Annotated in this window: 26 protein-coding genes, 1 other RNA gene, 1 pseudogene and 1 riboswitch; of the genes and pseudogenes, 8 read left to right on the forward strand and 20 right to left on the reverse strand. The window is 34.4% G+C overall.

Going from position 1 to position 23433, the window contains the following annotated elements; genetic code table 11:
• Positions 1-36 precede the first annotated feature (36 nt).
• From murB to ABH961_RS29110, 4 genes are all read right to left on the reverse strand, one after another.
• A complete protein-coding gene (gene murB / locus ABH961_RS29095; RefSeq protein WP_048542427.1) occupies positions 37-951 on the reverse strand; it encodes a UDP-N-acetylmuramate dehydrogenase in 915 nt (304 codons plus the stop codon).
• Positions 952-1339: 388 nt separating this feature from the next.
• Positions 1340-1735 (reverse strand): SET domain-containing protein, encoded by a 396-nt coding sequence (locus ABH961_RS29100; protein ID WP_000573650.1) that lies wholly within the window; start codon positions 1733-1735, stop codon positions 1340-1342.
• Positions 1736-1946: 211 nt separating this feature from the next.
• A complete protein-coding gene (locus ABH961_RS29105) occupies positions 1947-3449 on the reverse strand; it encodes a DUF4077 domain-containing protein (protein ID WP_098132679.1) in 1503 nt (500 codons plus the stop codon).
• Positions 3450-3483: 34 nt separating this feature from the next.
• The gene (locus ABH961_RS29110) at positions 3484-4542 is read right to left on the reverse strand and encodes an endonuclease/exonuclease/phosphatase family protein (protein WP_098222778.1); all 1059 of its coding nucleotides are present in this window, start codon (positions 4540-4542) and stop codon (positions 3484-3486) included.
• Positions 4543-4760: 218 nt separating this feature from the next.
• Positions 4761-4820: riboswitch (Fluoride riboswitch) on the forward strand.
• Between the two features lie 54 nt (positions 4821-4874).
• Here ABH961_RS29110 and crcB (ABH961_RS29115) point away from each other — a divergent pair.
• Complete coding sequence (crcB, locus tag ABH961_RS29115) at positions 4875-5279, forward strand: fluoride efflux transporter CrcB (protein ID WP_048542863.1); 405 nt, start codon at positions 4875-4877, stop codon at positions 5277-5279.
• On the forward strand, positions 5276-5632 hold the full coding sequence (gene crcB, locus ABH961_RS29120) for a fluoride efflux transporter CrcB (protein WP_064473510.1): 357 nt from the start codon (positions 5276-5278) through the stop codon (positions 5630-5632). The genes crcB (ABH961_RS29115) and crcB (ABH961_RS29120) overlap by 4 nt, the downstream gene beginning before the upstream one ends.
• A 33-nt stretch (positions 5633-5665) precedes the next feature.
• Here crcB (ABH961_RS29120) and ABH961_RS29125 read toward each other — a convergent pair whose 3' ends face one another.
• The 4 genes from ABH961_RS29125 to speG form a co-directional block, all read right to left on the reverse strand.
• On the reverse strand, positions 5666-5905 hold the full coding sequence (locus ABH961_RS29125) for a DUF3947 family protein (protein WP_404520594.1): 240 nt from the start codon (positions 5903-5905) through the stop codon (positions 5666-5668).
• Between the two features lie 63 nt (positions 5906-5968).
• Positions 5969-6181, reverse strand: coding sequence for a DUF3955 domain-containing protein (locus tag ABH961_RS29130; protein ID WP_262753398.1), 213 nt, complete (start codon positions 6179-6181; stop codon positions 5969-5971).
• A 50-nt stretch (positions 6182-6231) separates the two neighbouring features.
• The gene (locus tag ABH961_RS29135) at positions 6232-6438 is read right to left on the reverse strand and encodes a DUF3955 domain-containing protein (RefSeq protein ID WP_088123718.1); all 207 of its coding nucleotides are present in this window, start codon (positions 6436-6438) and stop codon (positions 6232-6234) included.
• A gap of 180 nt (positions 6439-6618) precedes the next feature.
• Entirely contained in the window at positions 6619-7134 is a 516-nt protein-coding gene (speG, locus tag ABH961_RS29140) for a spermidine N1-acetyltransferase (RefSeq protein ID WP_088064778.1), read from the reverse strand.
• Between the two features lie 461 nt (positions 7135-7595).
• On the opposite strand from speG, the pseudogene ABH961_RS29145 reads away from it, so the two are divergent.
• Positions 7596-8068 (forward strand): annotated as a pseudogene (locus tag ABH961_RS29145) (DUF4362 domain-containing protein).
• 51 nt (positions 8069-8119) lie between these two features.
• On the opposite strand, the gene psiE reads toward ABH961_RS29145, so the two are convergent.
• Positions 8120-8524: a phosphate-starvation-inducible protein PsiE gene (gene psiE / locus ABH961_RS29150; protein ID WP_002144945.1), complete on the reverse strand. Its 405-nt coding sequence runs from the start codon at positions 8522-8524 to the stop codon at positions 8120-8122.
• A 294-nt stretch (positions 8525-8818) separates the two neighbouring features.
• Between psiE and ABH961_RS29155 the strand changes: the two genes are divergently transcribed.
• Positions 8819-9376 (forward strand): cysteine hydrolase family protein, encoded by a 558-nt coding sequence (locus ABH961_RS29155; RefSeq protein ID WP_404520597.1) that lies wholly within the window; start codon positions 8819-8821, stop codon positions 9374-9376.
• Between the two features lie 40 nt (positions 9377-9416).
• Here the strand turns inward: ABH961_RS29155 and ABH961_RS29160 are convergent, their stop codons facing one another.
• Complete coding sequence (locus ABH961_RS29160) at positions 9417-9845, reverse strand: Lrp/AsnC family transcriptional regulator (RefSeq protein ID WP_223270633.1); 429 nt, start codon at positions 9843-9845, stop codon at positions 9417-9419.
• Between the two features lie 288 nt (positions 9846-10133).
• Positions 10134-10565 (reverse strand): Lrp/AsnC family transcriptional regulator, encoded by a 432-nt coding sequence (locus ABH961_RS29165; protein WP_002096214.1) that lies wholly within the window; start codon positions 10563-10565, stop codon positions 10134-10136.
• 167 nt (positions 10566-10732) lie between these two features.
• On the opposite strand from ABH961_RS29165, the gene ABH961_RS29170 reads away from it, so the two are divergent.
• From ABH961_RS29170 to ABH961_RS29180, 3 genes are all read left to right on the forward strand, one after another.
• The gene (locus ABH961_RS29170; protein ID WP_098047322.1) at positions 10733-11314 is read left to right on the forward strand and encodes a beta-class carbonic anhydrase; all 582 of its coding nucleotides are present in this window, start codon (positions 10733-10735) and stop codon (positions 11312-11314) included.
• Between the two features lie 55 nt (positions 11315-11369).
• Complete coding sequence (cynS, locus tag ABH961_RS29175; RefSeq protein WP_033657709.1) at positions 11370-11819, forward strand: cyanase; 450 nt, start codon at positions 11370-11372, stop codon at positions 11817-11819.
• Positions 11820-11946: 127 nt separating this feature from the next.
• Positions 11947-13227, forward strand: coding sequence for a purine/pyrimidine permease (locus ABH961_RS29180; protein WP_098078538.1), 1281 nt, complete (start codon positions 11947-11949; stop codon positions 13225-13227).
• A 51-nt stretch (positions 13228-13278) separates the two neighbouring features.
• Here the strand turns inward: ABH961_RS29180 and alo are convergent, their stop codons facing one another.
• From alo to smpB, 9 genes are all read right to left on the reverse strand, one after another.
• Positions 13279-14817, reverse strand: a complete 1539-nt coding sequence (gene alo / locus ABH961_RS29185; protein WP_098078541.1) for an anthrolysin O/cereolysin O family cholesterol-dependent cytolysin Alo — start codon at positions 14815-14817, stop codon at positions 13279-13281.
• Positions 14818-15307: 490 nt separating this feature from the next.
• Entirely contained in the window at positions 15308-16060 is a 753-nt protein-coding gene (locus tag ABH961_RS29190; RefSeq protein ID WP_098078543.1) for an iron ABC transporter ATP-binding protein, read from the reverse strand.
• Positions 16057-17121: an iron chelate uptake ABC transporter family permease subunit gene (locus ABH961_RS29195; RefSeq protein ID WP_098078546.1), complete on the reverse strand. Its 1065-nt coding sequence runs from the start codon at positions 17119-17121 to the stop codon at positions 16057-16059. The genes ABH961_RS29190 and ABH961_RS29195 overlap by 4 nt, the downstream gene beginning before the upstream one ends.
• Entirely contained in the window at positions 17118-18134 is a 1017-nt protein-coding gene (locus tag ABH961_RS29200; protein WP_098078549.1) for an ABC transporter permease, read from the reverse strand. The genes ABH961_RS29195 and ABH961_RS29200 overlap by 4 nt, the downstream gene beginning before the upstream one ends.
• A gap of 19 nt (positions 18135-18153) precedes the next feature.
• Positions 18154-19167 (reverse strand): siderophore ABC transporter substrate-binding protein, encoded by a 1014-nt coding sequence (locus tag ABH961_RS29205; protein ID WP_098078552.1) that lies wholly within the window; start codon positions 19165-19167, stop codon positions 18154-18156.
• Positions 19168-19587: 420 nt separating this feature from the next.
• On the reverse strand, positions 19588-20265 hold the full coding sequence (locus ABH961_RS29210; RefSeq protein WP_002034688.1) for a response regulator transcription factor: 678 nt from the start codon (positions 20263-20265) through the stop codon (positions 19588-19590).
• An 879-nt stretch (positions 20266-21144) separates the two neighbouring features.
• Positions 21145-21645, reverse strand: a complete 501-nt coding sequence (locus tag ABH961_RS29215; RefSeq protein WP_002184681.1) for a GNAT family N-acetyltransferase — start codon at positions 21643-21645, stop codon at positions 21145-21147.
• Between the two features lie 455 nt (positions 21646-22100).
• Positions 22101-22455: a transfer-messenger RNA gene (gene ssrA, locus ABH961_RS29220) on the reverse strand.
• A gap of 125 nt (positions 22456-22580) precedes the next feature.
• Positions 22581-23048 carry an SsrA-binding protein gene (gene smpB / locus ABH961_RS29225; protein ID WP_001123908.1) on the reverse strand — a complete coding sequence of 156 codons (468 nt, stop codon included), beginning with the start codon at positions 23046-23048 and terminating at the stop codon, positions 22581-22583.
• Positions 23049-23226: 178 nt separating this feature from the next.
• On the opposite strand from smpB, the gene ABH961_RS29230 reads away from it, so the two are divergent.
• Positions 23227-23433: hypothetical protein (locus ABH961_RS29230; protein ID WP_404520601.1), on the forward strand; the 207-nt coding region annotated here is incomplete at its 3' end.

Genomic DNA, 23433 nt, shown 5'->3' on the forward strand with positions numbered 1-23433 from the left:
AATTCATACTTTTATACGCTTTTAATTCAAAGATTATTATAGATCTTCTCCAATAATCCTTACTTCTCGCTCTAACTTCACGCCAAATTTCTCTTCAACAGTCTTTTGTACAAAGTGAATTAAATCGATGTAATCTTGTGCTGTTCCGTTATCAACATTCACCATAAATCCAGCGTGTTTTAAAGAAACTTCCACTCCGCCAATTCGCTTACCTTGTAGTCCTGATTCTTGAATCAATTTACCAGCAAAGTTATTTGGTGGACGCTTAAATACACTACCACATGAAGGATATTCTAGAGGTTGTTTTGATTCACGTTTAAACGTTAAATCATCCATTTTTTCTTTAATTTCTTCACGCACACCTTCTTGAAGCTCAAATCTCGCTTCAAGAATAATGTAATGGTTGTTTGCAAATACACTCTTACGATATCCAAATTCAAATGCTTCTTTCGTTAAAGTACGTAACTCTCCATCACCTGTCATTACGACAGCTTCTGTTAATACAAACGATACTTCACCGCCGTATGCGCCAGCATTCATATATAAAGCTCCGCCAACTGAACCTGGAATGCCACAAGCAAACTCAAGACCCGTTAAATTATGATCTAATGCAATACGTGATACATCAATAATTGCTGCACCACACTGTGCCACAATCGTCGTTCCTGTTACAGTCACATCTGTAATGTGAATTAAACTTACTGTAATCCCACGAATTCCACCATCTTTAATAATGACATTCGATCCATTTCCTAAAAACGTAACTGGAATATTATATTCGTTAGCATATTTGATAACTTCTTGAATTTCATCATAATTTGTCGGCGCAACGAACACATCTGCTTTTCCACCAACTTTAATATGCGTATGATTCTTTAACATTTCATCTTGTTTCACATGACCTTCAGGCAATACCGTACTTAAATATTTATAAACCTCTTGCATATTCATTTTACGATTCCTCTATTTCTATATTCTTTTTATCCCGTTATACGGGCCCATAATATCCCCACATACATGAACGAACCTAAAGTGGTGGATACAGTGTACCCAAAATCAATTCGAGACACCTATAAACCTCTTAATTTATAAGAGGTGCCACTCATATTAAAATATATATTGCATAATAAAGCAACCAAAATGGGCTACTAAACTTGACATGTCATCAGAAAGACAACAATTTGTAAAATATATTACTTTTTCAAAACACTATCCTTCAGTATCTTACTATACCATACGAAAATAAAGTGGTATTTTTTTGTAATCTTTACTTTATTTTCATCAATAAAAAAGATGCTTTTACCTATGTAAAAGCATCTTTTTTATTACTTATTGTAATTTACTTTTCGTTCTCTTCTTTTTCCTTATCAAACCATAATAGCTCATCGTCATCAACTTCACCATTATAATTGATTAGAATCTCTTCTCCCGCTTTTATATCTTTGTAAGCAAAGAAGTTAAACGTGTGATTCTCAAAGACAATATCATACGTTGCATTCGGATTATATGCATGATTAAATAACATGCCGTATCCTAAAAGGAATGCTGTATGATTTACCCCATACTCAAATGCGTAGTCAGCAAGTAACGTTTTCTCAATGTGTTCATGCTGTTCATTCGGATAAGAGATAACTGGTGCTGAGTGAATCAACTCACCCTTTTTAATATCACGAGTTGCAAATACCCCTCTATTAAATTCTCCATCACTAAGTTCAGAAGTCTTAACTTCGATCATATGCGTCACCTATATAATTCTTTCTTTGAAGTATTTTATTCCGCTATTTGCGGGGTTCAACTAATAATCAGTAGCGTATAGCCCCACTAATTAAAGTCTCAGTTTATCTCCTTAAGCTTGGCAGAAAACGCGCAGAAAAGCAATTAAATTACTATCAAGTATTCATTTAAATGAAAAAAGAGCACACATAGTGTGCCCTTTTTAAGAGATATTACTTTTCTAAAATATTTTCTAGCAACTTCACTTGCTCGCTAACAGTATGCAACGTCTTCACCGATATATCATTTCGATGTTTTTCTTCTTCCACACTTGCTAACACTTCTTCCGTAGCCGCAGAAGTTTGCTGAATTACATTAGAAGCATATGTAACATCCTTTACGATATTTGTCGTTTTAACCTGCAAGTTTTCTTGATGACCAACAATCTCTCTCATTACATCATTAATTGCATCAATAAACTTTCCTAAATCCGTTACATTTGTTAAAACACTTGCTAGCATTTCATTACATTCTTCTTGTACTTTTTCTGATTTTTCTACCTGTACTTCCACTTTACTTGCCTGATTACTAAACTCCTTCAAAATACCTTGAATTCTCCCCGCAGAGCGATTCGATTCTTCGGCAAGCTTTAATACTTCATTCGCTACAATAGCAAATCCTTTTCCATGCTCGCCCGCTCTTGCCGCTTCAATATTTGCATTTAAAGCTAGCAAACTCGTCTGACTTGAGATATTCGTTATTACATCTACAATTTCGTTGATTTGCTTCGACTGCATCATTAAATCTCTAAATATAATTCCTGATTGTGAAACAACATCATTTAAACTTCTCATATTCGCTTCAAAATTTCGTAAAGTATGTACACTACCCTTTGAAATCTCTAAACTTTCATCAACACGAGTCGATGCATTTCTTACTTGCGAAATGATTTGTTCAATATTCCCTTCCATATCGTTCAATACTTCTACTGAACGTGACATCATCTCTGATTGTGATTGAGTGCCAACTGCCACCTCTTCAAAAGCAAAATTAATTTCACTCATCGACTCCATCGATGTATTCATATTTTGTCTTAAGTGATTGAAATTACTATCTAGATTCACAACCGTTTCCTCAATCAGTCTTTGCGTTTCTTCTAGCTCCTGAGCTTTCCTCATTACTTCTTGCTTCTCATCACTTAAACGAGCTAGCAGATTAGAGCCAATCTTCGTTACGCCCCACATAGCGATCGTTACGATTGCTAACAAGCTTGCGAAGTTTGCAGCTTCAGATGCCGCTGTATAAGCAAAAAATTGCTTCGGCCAATAACTACAAAGAATAAATGTGATAATAACCGCCACTCCGCCGAGAATGATAACGAGACGTTCACTTAAATAAATAAGTGAAACTGCTAATGTAAAGTAGACCATTTGAAATACAGCCGGACTTTCATTAAAAGCTTGTACCATAATGAAAGACATAATAAGCAACATAAATGTCATGATATATTTATACATCGCTTCCATGCTTTCTATAAAAGTAAACAGCGTTCCAAATACAACAACTGAAATACCACAAACCCAAAACGCTATTGCTCTCTCTGTAAAAATATATCCGTAATACCCAATCGCGATTATTCCAAGAAAGAAACTACAAATCGTAATGAACAGCAATAAATGATTTTTCTGTGATTCTTTCTCCAGGTTAGAAAAACAAGTTCTCTTTAACCACTCCATATATGAAACCCCACCTTCTACTTATACATATCGATTACTTCAGCTTAAATACCGCACTTACTGGGTTATGATCGCTATTTTCAAACTTTAAATCTTTCCCTTGTACATTTACAATTTCCACATTCGGTGAAACGATAAAACCATCAATAATTGTGACAAAGTTTTCACCTTCCACATACTTCTTCACATCATCTCTCACAGTCATAACAGACGGGTCTACAGCCCACTTAAAGCCACCATCAGTAAAGTCCTTTGGTAACTCTACTAACCACTCAGGACGCTCTTTCACAAACTTCGGATCACTTAACTGAGCGTCCGAAAGTAATTGATTCCAATCTCCGCCCATTATTACGTAATCACCATTTTCATAATGCTTGTTCATATATTCTTTTAAAAACTCTACTTGCTGTTTTCTAATTTTCCCGCCTTCATCATACGCAGACAAATGTAAATTTACGAGTCTCACAAACTTCCCATTATTAACAGGTATTTTATGCTCAACAATCGCTCGATCTAAATCAAACAAACGCTTTGGCCAAGGCTCCATTCCAGGAAGTTGGAACCTCTGCGCTGTTTGAACTGTATATTTAGAAAACGTACTTAGTCCAGCCTCCGCATATCCCATTGGACTTGTAATTGGTACAGGGACCCATTTTGTATCATAGTTCTTTCCGAACGACGAAGCATAATCAGGTAATCCTTTTTTCAAAAATTCATGTCCATTTACATCAAAAGATCGCAGTGATTTTATATCAACCTCTTGTAATAAGGTAAAATCACTATTCTCATTTTGTAAAAACGAAAGCATATTCTTTAAATTCGTTTCCGTTTGCTCTTTACTACTTGAACCAGAACCTTTTCCACCATCCATAAAGAAGTCTTGATCCTTATCTAATCCAGCATATCCAATATTAAATGTTGTAACTTTAAATTCATTTCCAAGCGCTAACACACGTTCCTTATTATTTTCCACCTTCAAACTTATAACATTAGCTGGCTGTTCTTTTGTAAGTGTCATATACGCTAAAAAACCACCTACAACTCCCACCCCTACTAAAATACATATAAGTACTATTTTTAATAATTTCTTCAAATAAACGCCCCTTTTCTAAAACATGCAACTTAATTATCTTTATTTTCAGTTAAATAAAACTGAATGACAGACATACGAAATATTTTATCACATAGAAAACCCTATATCACTATATTTAGTTTATAAGTAAATATTCTTGCTCTTACATCAGCAAAAAATACAAAATATCCCAACTTTTTCACTGGAAATCAAACGCGATGTTTAGTACACTATATGTAATAATCATAGGCGATGGAGTTCGCCATAACTGCTGCTTAGCTAATGACTCCTACCAGTATAACTACTGGTAGGAGTCTATTTTTTTGAGCAAGCTATTTAAAGAGGTGAAGAAATTGATTTATATTATCGTTGGCATAGCCGGTATATTAGGAGCCCTTTCTCGCTATTATTTAGGTCTTACTATTCATAATTCATGGAATCATTCATTTCCGCTAGCTACATTGCTCATCAACTTACTCGGCTGCTTCTTATTAGCGTGGCTGACTACGTATATCGCTCGGAGAAACATCTTGCCTTCAGAAATTATCACAGGCATTGGGACTGGATTCATCGGTTCCTTTACGACGTTTTCAACATTTAGTGTAGAAACTGTGCAACTAATCCATCTTTCTGAATGGGGTACGGCTTTCTTATATGTATCATGCAGCATACTTGGTGGTCTCATTATGTCTGGTCTTGGCTATACACTAGGTGATTTCTTAATTAAGAAACATCTTACGGAAGGTGATCACTTATGATAGAAGCTTTATTAGTGGCAACAGGTGGATTTTTCGGTGCTATTACACGATTTGCAATTAGCAATTGGTTTAAAAAAAGAAATAAAACTTCCTTTCCAATTGCTACATTTCTCATTAATATAACAGGGGCGTTTTTACTCGGATATATAATTGGCAATGGCGTCACTACAGGTTGGCAATTATTATTAGGTACTGGATTTATGGGTGCCTTCACGACATTTTCAACATTTAAACTAGAGTCCATTCAGCTCTTCAATCGTAAAAACTTTTGCATACTATTTCTATATTTAAGTGCTACTTATATTATTGGTATCCTTTTTGCATTTCTTGGAATGAAACTAGGCGGAATATAAAAAAAGAAAGCGACTCTTATCAGTCGCTTTCTTTCATAAGAAGTATGTCCCGCCATATGGAATGGAAAATAAACCCACTGGATGCACATCGTAATGTACAATTTGCATCGGAGGCTGTGAGTACGACATATACTGCCCTTGCATCATTTGTGCAAAATATGCTTGTTGCTGCATTTGAATCGCTTGATTCACAGCATGAATTGTCCCCTGTGCTCCTGCCAAAGTAATAGCCGATCCGACTTGCCTTTCAGGATAACAATAATGATTCACCATGATTCAGCTCACTTTTTATTTTTCTTCCCTATCGTATGTTTCTATTTCATGGCAAGTGTTTTATTACGCTGTCTTTTTTCGAAGCACCGAGAAAAGAGACACACACAAAATTGCAACAATTCCAGTGAAAGTAAATAAATATGCTAACGGAATTAAGTAAAATGGCTCCACTAAAGTTCCATCTCGTTTTACTTCCGAACCAATTACATTAAACATAATGATGCATAACACTCCTAAAAATATTGGACTAGAAGCTAATAAATATTTTTTCATCATAATCTCTCCTTTTTATACTGTAAGATTAAAAATTTAAACACTTTGATCTATTACTGTTTTTTTAACCTTGAAGTAATAAATCCAAATAACGAAATACCAATACCACTAAAAAACAGTAAATAACTTATTGGTACTAAGAAAAAGTACGGTTCTATAAGCAAACCAGTTCCATCCATTTTACTAGTTGCACCGTGTATGAATAAACAAGTAGCTCCTAATGATATCAATACAATTGCTAATAAATATTTTTTCATAATATATTCTCCTTTGATTTCACAATTAATTTATCTGCATTCCTTTTTACTATTATCACTACCATCATAATAAGCACACTAACATTCTCAGTCAATAACTATTTATCGTTTCGCGATAATATATTATTGTTAAACGTAACAAAAAGGCTATAGACAATCATTATCTATAGCCTTTTCACTCCATTATTTCGTTCTAAAATATTGCTTCTGAAACATACACATTCTTATCGCATTATGGTAGTTACCATCAACGAAAAATTCGTCGAGAAGTTCTCCTTCTACCATAAATCCAACTTTTTTATAAACATGTACAGCTTTTTCATTCTCTTTATCAACAACTAAATAGAGTTTATGCATATTTAATACAGAAAAAGCGTAATCCATCGCTAAACGCGTCGCTTCCGCTGCATAGCCATGTCCTTGATAATTCGGATCAATAATAATTTGGAATTCTGTTCTTCGATGAATATAATCAATTTCCACTAACTCAACTAATCCAACCATCTCATTATCTTTCTCTAGGATAAAACGCCGTTCACTTTGATCATGTATATGTTTATCGTATAAATCCTGCAGCTCCACAAATGCCTCATACGGCTCTTCAAACCAATACGACATAATATGTGCATTATTATTCAGTTCGTGTACAAACTTTAAATCTTCTCGTTCTAAAGGACGTAACTTCAAATCCTGACTCATTGCTATAACCTCCAAGTAAAAGAAACTTCTTCACTTAATTTCTCAATTTTTTTCAATTTCAAACGCCCTATTTACATTGTAAACTTTCAAGTAACTTGAAGGTCAAGACATAAAAAGTTAGTGCAAGCTACGCCTGCACTAACTGACCCTAACGACGAAAAACCTATTAAAGTTGCTAATGCCCCAATTCCACAAATCTTTTTTGCTCTTGAATTCCCCCAAAATTTGTTAAACATGAATCACATCACTCCTTTTTAGATTCCCTTATTACAAGAACATGATAAACTAATATAAAAATTTCATGTCGAAATTTACAACTTATTAACGAAAAAATGAAAAAAATGCAGATATTTACTGTAAGTTAATAAAAAAACAAATTACCCTTAACCTACCCTAGACCCGTGTAGGCTAAAATATTATTGTGAACGTTTTTCTGAAAATTAAGAAAAGTAGATAAATCTATGAGAATACAATATAGAAAGTATTCATTATCTGTAATTTCACTAGCCCTATTTACTCTTATTGGTTGTACTAATAATGAGAAAAAAACAATAAAAACGAAACATATACTTTTGAGGATTCCCAAAAACGTGGTGATATTATTGAAAAAAACGATAAAGTTTATAACATAAAGAAATTAGATACTTTCGTAAAAAACTATAATTCAAATAAAGACGATTCAGTTAGAATTACTAAATTTAATAACAAGAACGAACCTATTATTATTGATTTAACTGTAAAAAAAGAAAAGGAATCTACCTCCGTCTATTATGATGTCAACTACACAAAAACAAGTGAGAAACATAATGAAAATCAAGAGATACAATATTCGAATAATACATGTCAAAAGATACAGAAAGATATCGAAGACAACAAAATAACTTATAAATTAGAATGTCCTGACACTATTCATTTGATTACAGCCTCAAAATAATAGGGAGGAAAATTGCAAATAAAAAAGTAGTGCAAACTTATGTCTGCACTACTACTCTTTTCTCAAATCTCTCATATTTGATATGTATAAAGCAATGACTAAAACAAGAATGGATCCCGCATATAACAACGTCTCCATCGGTTCCTCATGAGATACGATAATTAAACGAATTAACGCCGTAATTCCGATATAAATAAAATAACGTAACGGGAAATGATAATTCGACTTAAAATACTTAATAATCAATGCGATGAACTCGAAGTATAAGAAATAAACGATGATGCTCTCAACTAATTTATATGATGTATACTTCTTCGCTGAAAATATGTATTGAATAAATGTGATAGTCTCGTTAATTAAAAAGATAGATAAGACAATGGATAATATAATTAACGCTATATTTAATATCCACTGTAAAACGCTAGCTATAAGATGATCGATATTAAAGGACTTCATTTTATCTTTAAACTCCCCTTCGTGTAAGTACGTATTTATTATAGCAAAATTATACTAGCAAAAGTGTTAAATCAAATATGATCGTCCTCTTTCACTATCACTTCACCATCCTGATATTTACGCTTAATATAGCCGTTTCACCAATCTTTACTTTGTATCTTTTAGCTTTTTCACAATGAAACTATATGCGTCAAAATCGTTTCATGATATTATTACCTGCACATACCTACACTTTATATAATAACGGTACAGTACAAACAACGTACTGTACAAATATATGTGGGGGGATTAACTATGAACGAAGCGTTACTATTAGTCGACATACAAAATGATTACTTTGAAGGCGGCAATATGGAATTGCATCAACCTGAAAAAGCCGCACAAAAAGCGAAAGAAGTCTTGAAAGTATTTCGTGAAAAACATAAAACAGTTATTCACGTACAACATATTGCGAACAATGAAGGAGCTACTTTCTTCTTACCTGAAACAGTAGGTGTTCAAATTCATGATGATGTACAGCCAATCGCTAACGAAAGAGTCATACAAAAACATCACCCTAACAGTTTTTTAAGAACCAATTTATTTGAAACATTAAAGAATGAAGAAATAGATCAACTAGTCATTTGCGGCATGATGACTCATGTATGTATTGATGCAACAGTACGTGCTGCAAGTGATTTAGGATTTCAATGTGTTGTAATTGAAGATGCTTGTACAACAAAAGATTTAGAATTTCAAGGAAATCTGATCCCCGCAGTACACGCTCATCAATCGTTCATGAGTTCGTTAGAGTTTGGTGATATTTATGCAAAAATCATGTCGGCAAACTGTTTTATAAACAAGAGCAAATAAAGAATTACAGTTCCATATAAAAAAAGAAAGAATAAATCTCTTATTCTTTCTTTTTTTCGATTGTCTTAATGACAGTATTTATACGATAATCACCATAATGTAAAACATCTGCAAGAGTCTCTTCTAATTGCTGGTGCGAAGATGTGTGAAGAATCATGATATAACACCCATCGCCACTTATACGATACATTTCAGTAATTACGTCCGTTTTTTCAAAAAAGGTTTGAATTTGATTATGGTAATGTGGTGCATGCAGAAATAGTGTCACAAACGTCATAATAGACCCTTCTAACTTAGCCCTGTCGATATCTATCGTATATTTTTGAATGACACCTGCCTCTTCTAATTTATTAATTCGTTTCCCAACAGCCTGGCCAGTCAAATGTACTCTCTCTCCAATTTCCTTCCAGTTCATTCTAGCGTTTTCTTGTAGTAACTTTATAATTTTAAAATCTGTTGAATCGAACATGGACATCCCCTTCCTATAAGAATCCCTTCTATAAGATCTTCATTTCCCCTACAATTCATCTCAAAAAATTTTACAATACAATCAATTAACTCTATTAGAAATTACATTATTGTTAATGGCTTTCCTTCTTCCTTACAATGTATTTTTTTAACAGCTTTAAAAAGCCTTACTACACATAAATTGTAGTAAGGCTCTGACTATTTAAGATAAACATGAAACGACTTCATTATCTCTATACAAATAAGGTTTAGCAAATAATGTTGCCATCCCCTCCAAGGAAAAGAAACCTTATTTCAACTTTCCTATTGATAAGTTAACACGATAATTCCCGTATTTTAATAGTCGTCCTAGAAAGTTATCTAGTTCTTCATTGGAAGCAAAATGTGTTTTTAATAAATAACACCCCTCACCACTTATACGGTGTACTTCAGAAATCCCTTCTTCTCCTTGAAAGAAATTCATAAACTCTTGATGATTAGCTGTTGTTACGAACAAAGTAACAAATGCAGTCACTACTTGTCCTAATTTGATTCGATTTATTGCAATTGTATATTGTTCAATAATCCCTAAATCCTCTAATCTTCGAATTCGATTTCCTACGGCCTGCCCCGTCATATGTATTTTTTGACCAAGTTCTTTCCATTGTATTCTTGAGTTTTCTCCTAATAATTTCAGTATCTCAAAATCTGTTTGATCAATGATATAAACCAATCCTTTCACCGTGAAAGTAGAAAGCCAGAAAGTGTTTCGCCAACTTATTCTGCTTATCGATACAATTCACTATACTTAGTTTATCCTCTTACATCACATTATTTATCAGTTATATTTACTTATAACACAGAGGACGCAACAAAAAAATACATCTAGATTTAAAGGAGGTTACAAATATGTTATTACAAGAAATTCTATCGTTCAATGAACAATTTGTAGAAAATAAGGAATACGCTCCTCGTGAAGCGACAAAAATGCCTAAAAAACGTATGGTTGTTGTTTCTTGCATGGATGCTCGTTTAATTGAGCTACTTCCAAAAGCTTTAGATATACACGATGGTGATGCAAAAGTTATCAGAAATGCAGGTGGTAAAATTGCTTCTGCTTTCGATAGTGTTATGCAAAGTGTTGTCGCGTCAGTATACGATTTAAATGCAGATGAAATCTTCCTTATTGGACACCATAGATGTGGTGCGAGCCAAACGAATCCAAAAGGAACACTTCAAAAAATATTAGATCGTGGAGTAGCTTCACCAGAAATTTTATCAGCGATTGAATATGCTGGTGTTGACCTTAAAAAATGGTTATTCGGATTCGATGATGTTCGCGATTCAACACAAGCTAATGTTGATTTAGTAAGAAATCACCCACTTATTCCAAAAGATGTTCCTGTACACGGTTTAGTTATTGATCCACATACAGGGAAATTAGATGTAGTGGTAGATGGATATAAAGCATTACATGGTGAAACAAAATAATTAATATTACTTACACGAAGGGAAGTTATTAGATATGAAAAGACAAGTATTAGATATGAATCGACCAGAAGCTACAAAAAAAATTTTAGAAGCAAAAATTGCAAAAGGTTTAACATGGGAAGAAATTGCAAAAGTAAGTGAAAACTCTGAGACTTGGGTTGTAACAGCGTTATTAGGACAAGCTACAATGACACGCCCAGAAGCAGAAAAAATCGGTAAACTATTAGAATTAGATGAAGAAGTAGTTCAAGCATTAACAGTAGTTCCACTTCGCGGCCAAGTAATGGAAATGCCTCCTACTGACCCAATTGCATATCGTTTATATGAAATGATGTTACAATATGCACCAACTATTAGAGAGTTAATCTTAGAAAAAGCCGGCGAAGGCGTAATGAGTGCGATTAACTTCAACCTAGGTGTGGATACACAAGAAGATCCAAAAGGCGGCGATCCTCGTATCGTGATTACACTTAACGGGAAATTCTTACCATTCCGTACTTGGTAATTAATTAAAAATCTATCTATATAATTAAAATAATTTTATAGATTTACAAAATCCATCCTTTTTAATCTAACTGTGTAGAAAGGATGGATTTTTACTATGCGATTCTTTTTCAGCAAAGGAGACTAATATGAATAAAAAATACTTTGATACGAGCTTTAGTATTCTACAATGGTTTGTGTTTCTATTAGCAAATGCAATTGCATTACCTATCATTATTGGTGGCATATTCCATTTACCAATAGAAGATATCTCAACATTAATGCAGCGGACTTTTTTAGTCGTGGGAGTAAGTTCGTTTCTACAAGCGTGGTTTGGGCATTGCTATCCCATAGCGGATGGGCCAGCAGGTTCATGGGTAAGTATATTTGTCATATTGGGACAAGTAGCTATGCATCAGGGACAAAGTGCAAAAGATGTATTACAACTTTTAGAAGGCGGGTTAATTATTGCAGGTATATTACTCTTCGTTCTTGGTATAACAGGGCTTGTTCATCGAACCTTACGTTTATTTACCCCTTTAGTTACAGGAACTTTTCTTTTAATCTTAGCACTTCAGCTTAGTGGTGTATTACTAAAAGGAATGATGGGATTACAAGAATCTGCAACTCATCCCGACTATACAACAGCTACTATTGCGCTCTTTGTTTTTGCTCTTATTACTTTCTTATCAATTAAAGGGAAAGGATGGATGAAAAGTTACGCTGTGTTACTTGGAATTTCATGCGGTTGGCTTTTGTATGCAGTATTAGGAAAATCATCTCATATGCCTTCACATACAACGCTAGTTAAGTTACCAGAGATATTTGCTTGGGGCACACCTAGATTCGATATTGGAATGACTCTAACTGCGACTTTATTTACCTTTCTTTTAGTTGCAAATACAATTGCTGCTATTTCGGCTGTAAAACAAGTGGCTCCGTTATCTAAAGAAAATGAAAAGCAAACACTGAACCGTGGTGTATGGGTCGGAGGTATATCACATATTATCTCATCATTGTTCTCTACAATTGGAATTGTACCATTACCTGCATCAGCAGGATTTATTCAACTAACAGGTCAAAAAAAGGTGAAGTCGTTTCTTATAGCAAGTCTTATATTAGCAAGTATTTCTTTTATCCCCTCAATTGTAAACTTTATATCCTTGCTACCAGGTCCTATTGCTAATTCTGCACTTTTAGCTACATTTGTCCAAGTAATAGGCATTTCATTTCAATCCATTTTACGTGAAGAATTAAAGCAACGCCGATTAACTATATTAGGAATTTCATTATTAATCAGTTTGGGAATAATGTTTCTTCCAGAAAGTGCATTTAGCGAAGTTCCTTCTTCCTTACAATATGTTTTAAGTAACGGATTACTCGTAGGTACTATGATCGTTATTTTGCTAGAACAATTTTGGAAAGAGTAAAATTTGTGACTAAGTAAAAAAGCGCCCTGATTACAGGGCGCTTTTTTATACCTAATGACTAATACTAGCCGTTGGGTATAATGTTGTTCCTCCAATTGAAACTTTTATTTCATTTGTTAATGGAACATTTTGTTCATTAATAATTGTTCTCCACCATTCCCATGCAAGACCAGTACATTCTCTAGCTACGATTTTTATATTTTTTGAATTTGGTGGAAGAGGGATAACTGTAGAGTAATGAGCTGTTTTGTCTCTACCGCTACCATCCCATGTTTTATGTGTTAGTACTTCTTTCCCATTTTGATCAAATGTGAATTCATCCCAAGATACATCAAATTGAGCAACGTAAGCACCGTAATGATCAAGTATCATTTTAGCACTTGAATATTCTGTAGTTGTCGTCTCAATATAATCTGTATTGTTATGAACAGCAGCAGTTGCATTATCTTTTAAGAAAGTGCTTGTATATGAAATTGGGTATGCTGGATTTTTAAAACTTAATTCAGCATTATCTTTAATGATATTTCGGATTTCATTGAAATCTTTTGTAACAACCTTGTTATGCTCTTTCGCATCTCCGCCTAATACGACAGCAGTAAAGGTACTTTCTTCAAAAATATCTTTATACTGTCCACTCGTTTCGACGCTGTTATTCTTAAGTAAGGCTTTAAAAGCAGCTTGTACATCTTTACTCTTAGATGTTGTTTCTAATTTTACATAAACAGTTCTACCATAAGCTACATTTGAAACCATAACAGGTGGAGCCGAATTACTTACACCTTTACGAGTTAACTCACCAAAAGTAACACTATTATCAAAAAGATCGGATGGATTGTTAGGTAGTTCAGCACTTACGGTATAAAATATTTGCTTATATGCCGCTACCATCACTTTCTTCTCTCCATTTGCAACCGCATTAAAATCGATGTTTAGACTGTTATCGAGATATTTAGCGTTAACGTTAAGGGCACTTGCGATTTGTGATTTACTATAAACCATAGATTCTGTATACTGCATTCTTGCAGGTAACGTATGTGTTTTAGAATACTTTTCATTCCAAGTAGATACTAAATCATCTACTGCTCCAGCCACATTACCATATGTCGGATTTTGGACAGTAATTGTATTTTCTTTTCTCATGCCAGGTAAGTCTATACTAATATTCAAAGGCTTTCTCTTAGCCACTAATAAACTCGGTTGATTGTCTGCAAAAGCTTTATTTGCAAGTTGTACCGCTCCTGGATACGTACGATTCACCACAGAATCAATAATCGAAATATCGACTGGTGAAGTTGTAAGTGATTTTTTCTCGCGTTCCACTACTACAAATTTACCATTTGAATTGATACTTTCTTTCGGAACAAAACTCTCTACCTTATCACCATTTACAGCTAAAACCTCTTGATTATTATATTTAAGATTTGCTATACCAGTATCAATGCCACTAGCATTTTTGATTACATCAGTTGCATTACCTACTTGTGTTTCTGCGAAGGAAATAGATGAATAATTAATAGTGCATAGACTAACTAATAAACATGCAAGGAACTTTCTTCTTTTAGTGTTTTTCTTAATATTCAGAAAAATCACCCCGTTCTTTTTTAGTAAGATATAATAATGATTGATATATGATAGCTAGCTAATAACCTTACATAAACGCTTTTAAAAATTCTTGAACTAAAGGAATTACTCCACCTAAAAATTTTAAAACTGCCATTGCGATTTCCATATTATTTCCTCCTTTTTTATTGCTGCGAAAATGTGATTAATCTTTATGCCCCCATTATAGTGACCCCTTACACTTTTATCAATACACTCTTATATGCAATATTACATACTAAGAACCAAGCTGAATCCTTATAAAAAGTTATACAGAGATAAATTTTCCGTTTGGTAGATACTTGAAAAATTGAAGCATTCCTTTGCATTTTATGAGTAATTTACAAGTTTATTGTTGGAAGCGTCGCAGGGCCGGAAGTAATGAAATACCTGTGGGACAGAGCTATCATCGGCAATCGCATAAAAAAAGCTGCTACCTATAAAATATAGACAGCAGCTTTTTTGCATAATCATTTTGTAACTAATAAACAGCAATTGGCCCATAAGGACCATTAATAATTTCTATTTTTGTTTCAAAAATATCTGTCAAAAGTGTTGGGTCCATAACCTCTTCTACTGTTCCAAAAGCAGCAATTTGTCCATCTTTCATAGCACAAATTTTATCAGAGTATTTAGCTGCAAAATTTATGTCATGCATAACAGTCAAAATGGTTCTTCCGAATTCATTAGCTGCACGTCTTAAATGCTCCATCATTTGAACAGAACGAGCAACATCAAGGTTGTTCAGAGGCTCGTCTAAAAGTACATATTCCGTCTCTTGGCACAATACCATCGCTACATATGCCCTTTGTCTTTGACCACCAGAAAGCTCATCTAAATATCTATTCTCTAAACTAGTTAAATCTAAGAAATCGATATATTTAGAAATGATAACTTCATCATCTTTAGTTAATCTTCCCTTTGAATAAGGAAAGCGCCCAAATCCAACTAATTGTCTAACAGTAAGCCTCGTTACAAAATGATTTTCTTGTCGCAATATAGTCAGGATTTTTGCTAAGTCTTTTGATTTAGATTCAGAAACATCCATATTCGCTACTTGAATTTGACCTTCATCCATATCCAAAAGTCTTCCAATCATCAAAAGTGTCGTAGACTTTCCAGCGCCATTTGGTCCAATTAAAGAAGTAAAGCCTGCTTTTGGTATTTCAATATCCAAAGGTCCTATTTTTACCTTATCAGTATAGAACTTTTTAACATTATCAATTTTTATCATAAAGCCCTCTTCCTTAAAACAATAGTTAAGAATATGATTCCACCAAATAATTCAATAATAACTGAAACTACACCTTGAGCATGGAATACATGATACATTAAAAAGTATGCACTCGTCATTATTAAAAATCCTATAGCAAACGCCATTGGGAAAATATATCTATGATCATAAGTTGACGCCGCCTGATAACTCAAAGTTGCTACTAAAAAGCCGTAGAAAGTAAGTGGCCCAATTAGAGCTGTTGAGATAGACATCAAAATAGCAACTAACACAAGCGTATAAATTACACTAGGTTGATATTTAACCCCAAAAGAAGTAGCAACATCCTTTCCTAATGACAAAACATTCAACTTCTTAGAATGAGTAAAAATTAATACTGCTACAATTATGATCATAGGAATTACAATAGGAAAATATGCAGGGTCTGCATGGTTAACAGAACCAAATAATCTCGCTTGTAAAATATCAAATTCTGAAGGCGCAAGTAGTTTTCTCATGAAAGTTGACACAGAATTTAGCCCGGTACCAATAATAATTCCAACTAAAAGCATAAGTTGTAAATTCCCGTATTTACCGGAAAGTAACCATCCATAAAGTATCAAACTCATGAAGACCATCACAACAACTTGAAATAAAAATGATCCAATTCCATTAAAGTTTATTAATGCACTAGCACCAAAGAAGAATATTGTACTCGTTTGAATTGCTGAATAAAGTGATTCGAAACCTAAAAGTGAAGGAGTAATAATCTTATTATTCGTAATGGATTGGAAAGCAACTGTCGATAAGCTATGGCAAACTGCAGCAATAATCATTGCAACAATAGCTACTATCCTTCTCTTAACAACTGGGATAAAAGAAGGTGAATCTATCGGAACTGGATTGTTATAAACTAAAAGTCCATATGAAGAAAGGAGACCTAAAGCAATCAATGTTATGAGTAAAATCCAATAACGTCTTGCTTCCTTCTTAGAACGAAAAGCACTAGCTGATCTACTTGCATTATGAAGGCTAGAATCGATTTCGACATTTTCCTTATTTTTATATTCTAATGTGATCATCGCAGCCTCCTTGGTTTTCTTCGTCTCAATAGAATAGTAATAAACACGACCGCTCCCACTGTTGCAAGTATTAAAGAAACAGGGACTTCAAAAGGCTTTATAATTGTTCGAGAAATGATGTCACAGGCAGTTATTGTCCCCATTCCAATCACACAAACCCAAGGTAAATTACTTCTAAGATCATCACCTCTAAACATGGAAACAATATTTGGCACAATTAATCCCAAGAAAGGTAAGTGTCCAATAACAGCTGCAACAATTCCAACTGCAACAGAGATAAGGCCAGTCCCAAAAAGAACAATTCTATTGTAATTAACGCCAAGGCTTGTTGCGACATCTTCTCCTAGTCCAGCTAAAGTCAATCTATTAGCATACATAAAAATAAGCAAAGTAACGATAACAATTAGCCATAAATATTCATATCTTCCTACCTGAATGTTAGCAAATGAACCTACGAACCAAGTTTCAATACTTTGCGTCATTTGAAAAAGAAGTCCCATAAAAGTAGACACTGCAGAAATAACTGCTCCAAGCATCAATCCAATAATCGGGACAATTAAAGAAGAACGAAGTTTAACTCTTCTTAAAAATAAAAAGAAAATCATAGTTCCTATAAAAGAAAAAATGATTGCACCAGTCATTCTTTGAACTAAAGTCGGGGCAGGAAATAATAAATACACAAAAAGCAGGCCTAAGCCTGACCATTCAATCGTTCCCGTTGTAGTAGGTTCAACAAAGCGATTCTGTGTAATGAGTTGCATTACGAGTCCTGCCATCGCCATTGCAGCTCCAGTAAGCATTAATGCAACTGTTCTCGGAACACGAGTAATGAAAAACATCTCCATTCCGTCCTCTTGTCCACGAATATCATAAACCCCAGTAAACAGTGATATAATCCCTAAAATCATAACAACTATAACCGCTATTATAAAAGGTTTTGTCCATATTTTATTGTGATTATAAAACTGGGGTTGAGAAATATTCTCAACCCTAGAAATCATATTTTTTGACACTGTTTCGTACCCCTTTACACTACTTAGCTAAAGTTTTTGCAATATTCCCAAATAACTCTACATAAGTCTGAATTGATTCATTTGTGTAAGTATCTTCTGGTGCATAAACAACTTGTTGTTTAGAAACAGCAGTTGTGTTTTGAAGAGCTGGTGATTTAGAAATAACATCCTTAGCAGGAGCTGACTTAGCTGCATCAGATGTTGCAGCATCACGATCTAATACGAAAAGCCAATCAGGATTTGTTTGTGCAATAGCTTCAACAGAAACGTCATCACCTTTATGACCTGCAGTAGAATTAGACACTTCTAATGCTGGAGTCCAACCGAAAATTTCATACATTGGTCCCCAAACACGACCAGAATGTGGAGCAGCAAAACCAATATTCCCACCAGTAACGATAACACTCATAACTTTATCTTTTCCGTTATAAGCAGATTTTGCTTTTTCAATAGATTTATCAAAATCAGCTACTAATTGTTTAGCTTCTTTATCTTTAGCAAAGATTTTTCCTAAAGTAGTTGTAGAATCTTTAAGTCCTTTTACTAAGTTTTCTCCAGGCTTAGTAGCCTTCTCAGAAACATCAAAATTAAGATCAATAACAGCTGCATTTGGCACTAATTTTTTGATTTCTTCGTAATGATCAGCAAATCTTTGACCAACGATTACAAGTTCAGGGTTTGCCGCTGCAATAATTTCAAGATTTGGTTCGCGGTGATTCCCGATATTTTTAACTGAATCATCTTTTTTATATGCTGAATCCGCAGGCATGATATCCTTTGGAGCAGCCGCTAATTTAATTCCCCAATCAGCTAGAGTTTCAAAAGTTCTATTATCTAAAGCAACTACATTCTTTGGATTTACAGGGACTTTAACAGTTCCATGAGCATCAGTGATTTCAACCGTTTTTGGCTTATCACTACTATCACCTTTATTAGCTTTCGAAGTTTCCTTACCTGAATCTGAGCAAGCTACTAACATTAAAGTGAAAATTGCTAGAATACTTACTAATTTTAAAAGCATAGTTTTTTTCATACGTATACTCCTTATTATGTAATTTAGTTCGAAAATGATAACGTCCATAGATTGAATTAGATAATAACTGCTATTCACCTAAATCAATATTGATAATCATTTTCATTTGAACATCCTGTTAATTAGTATAGTCATTAATTCTGTGAAAATCTTGTGAATGGTGTGAGTTAACAAAATTAAAAACAAATTAGATACAGTCTCCACCAGATCCATCCCCCACACGTACTAACTGATAGATTAGCACCTTATAAACCATGATTTCTACTGCAAAAAAAATGCCCATGAATAGCTAATTTTTTCATAATCCATTGCCTGGTAGCAATCTTCTTTTTATAGTTTCCGTCTTTTAATATTTCACAGAAACTATTTGATTATCAGGTTTAATAGAAAAAACTGTACTTTACCTATTATCTTATTTTATCATTCAATCATTGAATAGCCCCTGCCATGTATCGTTTGAATATATCTATCTCTCTTCTCGCACTTTAATTTTTTTCTTACATACCCAATATATAAATCCACTACATTGGGATTGACTACTACGTTATATCCCCAAACCTGGTTCAAAAGCATTTCACGGCTCAATATTGTGTTTTTATTCTTGATTAAAAATACAAGTAAATCGTACTCGCGCTTCGTAAGCGTGAGATTTTTACCACCTTTTTTCACAATATTGCTAGATGCATCAACAAAGAGATCTTTAAACTGAAAAAAGTTTGTCTCATTTTGCTGGATACAGTCACTTCTCCTTAAAATAGCTTGAACCCTCGCTACTAATTCTTCTTTCACAAATGGTTTTCTAATATAATCATCTGCTCCTGCTTGTAGCCCTGCTATGCAATCCTTACTAGAAATATTGTCGGTCACAATAATGATCGGTGTCGTTTTAACAAGTCGTATTTGTCTACAAATTTCTGGCCCCGATATACTTAATGAATCCCAATCCAATATGATAATATCCCAATCTTGTTCATATACTATATTTAAACCTTGGTTTTCATTGTGAAGTTTTAAAATGAAATAGCCCTCTTGCGTTAGACCGCTTACTATTTTCTTTGCAAAAGACCGTTCATTCTTAATTACTAACACCTGCTTCACCGATGGTTCACCTCTACTTCAATATAACTTAGTTGGATAAAAAGTTATCTCCAAAAAATAATTTAAGATTTATAAATATTAAATCCCTAAAAAAAGCCATTATAACAGCTTATTAGGAGAACTCTATATAATCTTACAATAGATATGGATAAAAACACAAAATATATGAAGATTTAAATACATATTATTTAATCATTAAGAGCAACTATATTATCTAGCTGCTTATTATCAATAACTATTCCCTCAGTTTCTGTTTCAAGGGTACCGTCCTCAACTTAAGCATTTTATAAAACCACAAAATGAAAAAACGGTATTCTTTCTATTTTTCTACTTATAAATACTTGTGTAGAAGTGATTTTGTTATTGTTTATTTTAGATAAAATTGTGATCGTTAGGGGATAACACACACAAGATGCATTGAGAATGGAATTGAAAGAACCGAAGAATTAAATACATTCTAATTTTAGAACCATAACCTCGCCAACCTGGCAAAGTTATGGTTCTTTTTGTGACTTTACCCATAAAGTTGCCGCTAAAGGAAGCATATCTTTGCCGCGGATTAATTATTAACCCATAAGCTTGCCGTGAATACTGTTGGTTTGTAATAAAGTTTGATTAAAAGCATGCTACAAAAATTGATTTTTCAACAGAAGAAACCCAAACATTTTGAAAAAAGTTTGATCAAAATGCTTGGGTTATTTGTTGCTAGTGAATAATTTTTTATAAAAAGTTTAATCATTTTTCTATCTGTGTTTGCTCAACAATCGCGTCCGATTACTAAAGATCATTATTCAAACCTTATTGAAGAAAAGCACCCGTTGGTTAAACAACAGAAGGTTTCTTAGTCAAGAACCGCTCCAATAGTATTACGGTATTAAATTACCTATCATAAGATTCGAGCTTCAAAATAAATTCTTCAACATCCTTGCCTCTTGCGTTGGAAAAACCCTTATCTTCAGAGATGATTTTAAACCTGCATTTTTCCAATACCCTAATGGAGGCGAGGTTATCTTTAGCGGCACGAGCATAGAGCGGGCGTACCTTAATATACTCCAGAAACTCCGACAACGCTTTAGTTGCAATACCATGACCCCAGTATTCCTTCCCAATCCAGTAGCTTACTTCGGGTTCGCAGAACTGTTCAAAGTTCGAGACGTGTCCAGTGACAATGCCATTGAATAATATAGTCTTAATTGTGATAGTCTCGTCAGCGATAATTTTTTTCCAATGGTCAAAAAATGCGTCCTTATCAGTGGGATCTTTAGCTGTAAAGGCAGCCATATAGTTCGCCGTTGAATCTAGTTGTTGTTCGAAAAAGATAGGAAGATCTTCCTCTGTGATATCTCGTAGCTTCACTTCGCTTTTGCTAATGGATTCCATATAATTCACAAGCTCCTTAACATATTTTTGAATATAAATTCTTCCAAGTTTAGAGAAATTCCTTCTTCAACTAACCTGCCACTTAGCTTAAGTACGTTTCTTCATAATATTCTCTATATTCTTTAACAGAAATATCTAATTTTCTTATTAAGTGTTATTCCACAAAATGGCCCTTTAGTTGAGTAACTTTATTGCTACTCAACAGTTCCTTAATCCGTCTTTCAGTTCAAATCTTCTTTTCACTATAAAAACACCCCTTTAGATAAACAGATCCAAAGGGAGAAAACATCGCGTCTTTTTTATAAACATCGTGACTTTATTTAAAAGCGACATTAAAAATATTCTTCAAATCCTGGAAGCATAAGTTTGCCACAAACAAAAAGAACCATAACCTTGCCAAAATGGCAAAGTTATGGTTCAAATCACACAAAATAAAAAAACCACCAAATATGTATTGGTGGAGACGGTGGGAGTCGAACCCACGTCCAAAAATATCGGCACTTAAGCTTCTACGAGTGTAGTCGATATATTAGCATTTCGCGAACTCTTCGGCCTATCGACAGGCTTCCAAGTTGCTAGTCTGATTGTTCTCTTCCTTCGCCCTCAGACGGCGAACTCCGGCGTAGTCCACTTAGTTTGAGTCCCTTACCCTACCACATGGACGATGGAGGGAGGAACCTTTAGTGCAATTAAGCAGCTAAAGAAAGATTGTTTTGTTTGCCAATTATAGGCTTTGACGTTTTAACGAGGCCGATCCCCTCGACTCGCAACCTAAGCTCGAACTATCCCTGTCGAATCCGTAACGTCCCCATGATAAAAATGGAGCATACGAAGAAATATCGTGATAGCTACTAAGAGCTGTTTTTCAATGTGCAACAATCTTACATAAGTTATTATAACATACGCGCGTCGTTTTACAAATGTAAATATCTGTATTACATCTTTTGACGATCACGGAACGCGCGTGCAATTTCACGTTTTGCTTCTTTTTCTTTTAAATCGTTACGCTTATCATATTGCTTTTTACCTTTTGCTAAACCAAGTGCCATTTTCGCGAATCCATTTTTCAAATAAATTCTAACTGGAACTAATGCATAGCCTGTTTCTTTTGAAGCACCCGTTAACTTTTCAATCTCTTTTTTATGAAGAAGTAACTTTCTCGTACGAAGCGGATCATGGTTGAAACGATTCCCTTGCTCGTACGTACTAATATGCATATTATGTACCCATACTTCACCATTATGTACACGTGCAAACGCATCTTTCAAGTTCACGCGTCCAGCGCGAATCGACTTAATTTCCGTTCCTTGAAGGACAAGCCCTGCCTCGTATGTTTCTTCAATGAAATAATCATGAAATGCTTTTTTATTTTGTGCAATAACCTTACCTGAACCCTTTGGCATATAACGTCCCTCCTCTATTTTTACTATTGTAACAAATGTTAATAAAAAGCGAAAGTGGCTCGCTCAGAATCTTTGGACATTGGAACTCCCGAGAGAGAAGCGTTTTTTGCTTCGTTCGAGGGAGTGAAATGGCCAATAGATTCTAGCCACTGTAGCTGGATTCCATTAAAAAGCGAAAGTGGCTCGCTCAGAATGTGAGGTGGATGGAGCTTCTGACCTTGAGGCGCTCTTTGCCTCTCGGGAAGAAGCGAAGCCGCCGAACATTCTAGCCACTGTAGCTGGATTCCAACAAAAAGCGAAAGTGGCTCGCTCAGAATGTGAGGTGGATGGAGCTTCTGACCTTGAGGCGCTCTTTGCCTCTCGGGAAGAAGCGAAGCCGCCGAAC

The organism is Bacillus sp. RC251 (genome assembly GCF_044908765.1).
Taxonomy (GTDB): domain Bacteria; phylum Bacillota; class Bacilli; order Bacillales; family Bacillaceae_G; genus Bacillus_A; species Bacillus_A wiedmannii.

What these genes read in the sequence shown, in the direction of transcription:
- murB (WP_048542427.1), bottom strand. Translation starts at nt 951, where the DNA reads ATGAATATGCAAGAGGTTTATAAATATTTAAGTACGGTATTGCCTGAA.
- ABH961_RS29195 (WP_098078546.1), bottom strand. Translation starts at nt 17,121, where the DNA reads ATGATCACATTAGAATATAAAAATAAGGAAAATGTCGAAATCGATTCT.
- psiE (WP_002144945.1), bottom strand. Translation starts at nt 8,524, where the DNA reads ATGAAGTCCTTTAATATCGATCATCTTATAGCTAGCGTTTTACAGTGG.
- ABH961_RS29170 (WP_098047322.1), top strand. Translation starts at nt 10,733, where the DNA reads ATGTTATTACAAGAAATTCTATCGTTCAATGAACAATTTGTAGAAAAT.
- ABH961_RS29160 (WP_223270633.1), bottom strand. Translation starts at nt 9,845, where the DNA reads ATGTTCGATTCAACAGATTTTAAAATTATAAAGTTACTACAAGAAAAC.
- ABH961_RS29180 (WP_098078538.1), top strand. Translation starts at nt 11,947, where the DNA reads ATGAATAAAAAATACTTTGATACGAGCTTTAGTATTCTACAATGGTTT.
- ABH961_RS29215 (WP_002184681.1), bottom strand. Translation starts at nt 21,645, where the DNA reads ATGGAATCCATTAGCAAAAGCGAAGTGAAGCTACGAGATATCACAGAG.
- ABH961_RS29100 (WP_000573650.1), bottom strand. Translation starts at nt 1,735, where the DNA reads ATGATCGAAGTTAAGACTTCTGAACTTAGTGATGGAGAATTTAATAGA.
- ABH961_RS29125 (WP_404520594.1), bottom strand. Translation starts at nt 5,905, where the DNA reads ATGGTGAATCATTATTGTTATCCTGAAAGGCAAGTCGGATCGGCTATT.
- ABH961_RS29130 (WP_262753398.1), bottom strand. Translation starts at nt 6,181, where the DNA reads ATGATGAAAAAATATTTATTAGCTTCTAGTCCAATATTTTTAGGAGTG.
- ABH961_RS29190 (WP_098078543.1), bottom strand. Translation starts at nt 16,060, where the DNA reads ATGATAAAAATTGATAATGTTAAAAAGTTCTATACTGATAAGGTAAAA.
- smpB (WP_001123908.1), bottom strand. Translation starts at nt 23,048, where the DNA reads ATGCCAAAGGGTTCAGGTAAGGTTATTGCACAAAATAAAAAAGCATTT.
- speG (WP_088064778.1), bottom strand. Translation starts at nt 7,134, where the DNA reads ATGAGTCAGGATTTGAAGTTACGTCCTTTAGAACGAGAAGATTTAAAG.
- ABH961_RS29155 (WP_404520597.1), top strand. Translation starts at nt 8,819, where the DNA reads ATGAACGAAGCGTTACTATTAGTCGACATACAAAATGATTACTTTGAA.
- ABH961_RS29205 (WP_098078552.1), bottom strand. Translation starts at nt 19,167, where the DNA reads ATGAAAAAAACTATGCTTTTAAAATTAGTAAGTATTCTAGCAATTTTC.
- ABH961_RS29105 (WP_098132679.1), bottom strand. Translation starts at nt 3,449, where the DNA reads ATGGAGTGGTTAAAGAGAACTTGTTTTTCTAACCTGGAGAAAGAATCA.
- crcB (WP_064473510.1), top strand. Translation starts at nt 5,276, where the DNA reads ATGATAGAAGCTTTATTAGTGGCAACAGGTGGATTTTTCGGTGCTATT.
- cynS (WP_033657709.1), top strand. Translation starts at nt 11,370, where the DNA reads ATGAATCGACCAGAAGCTACAAAAAAAATTTTAGAAGCAAAAATTGCA.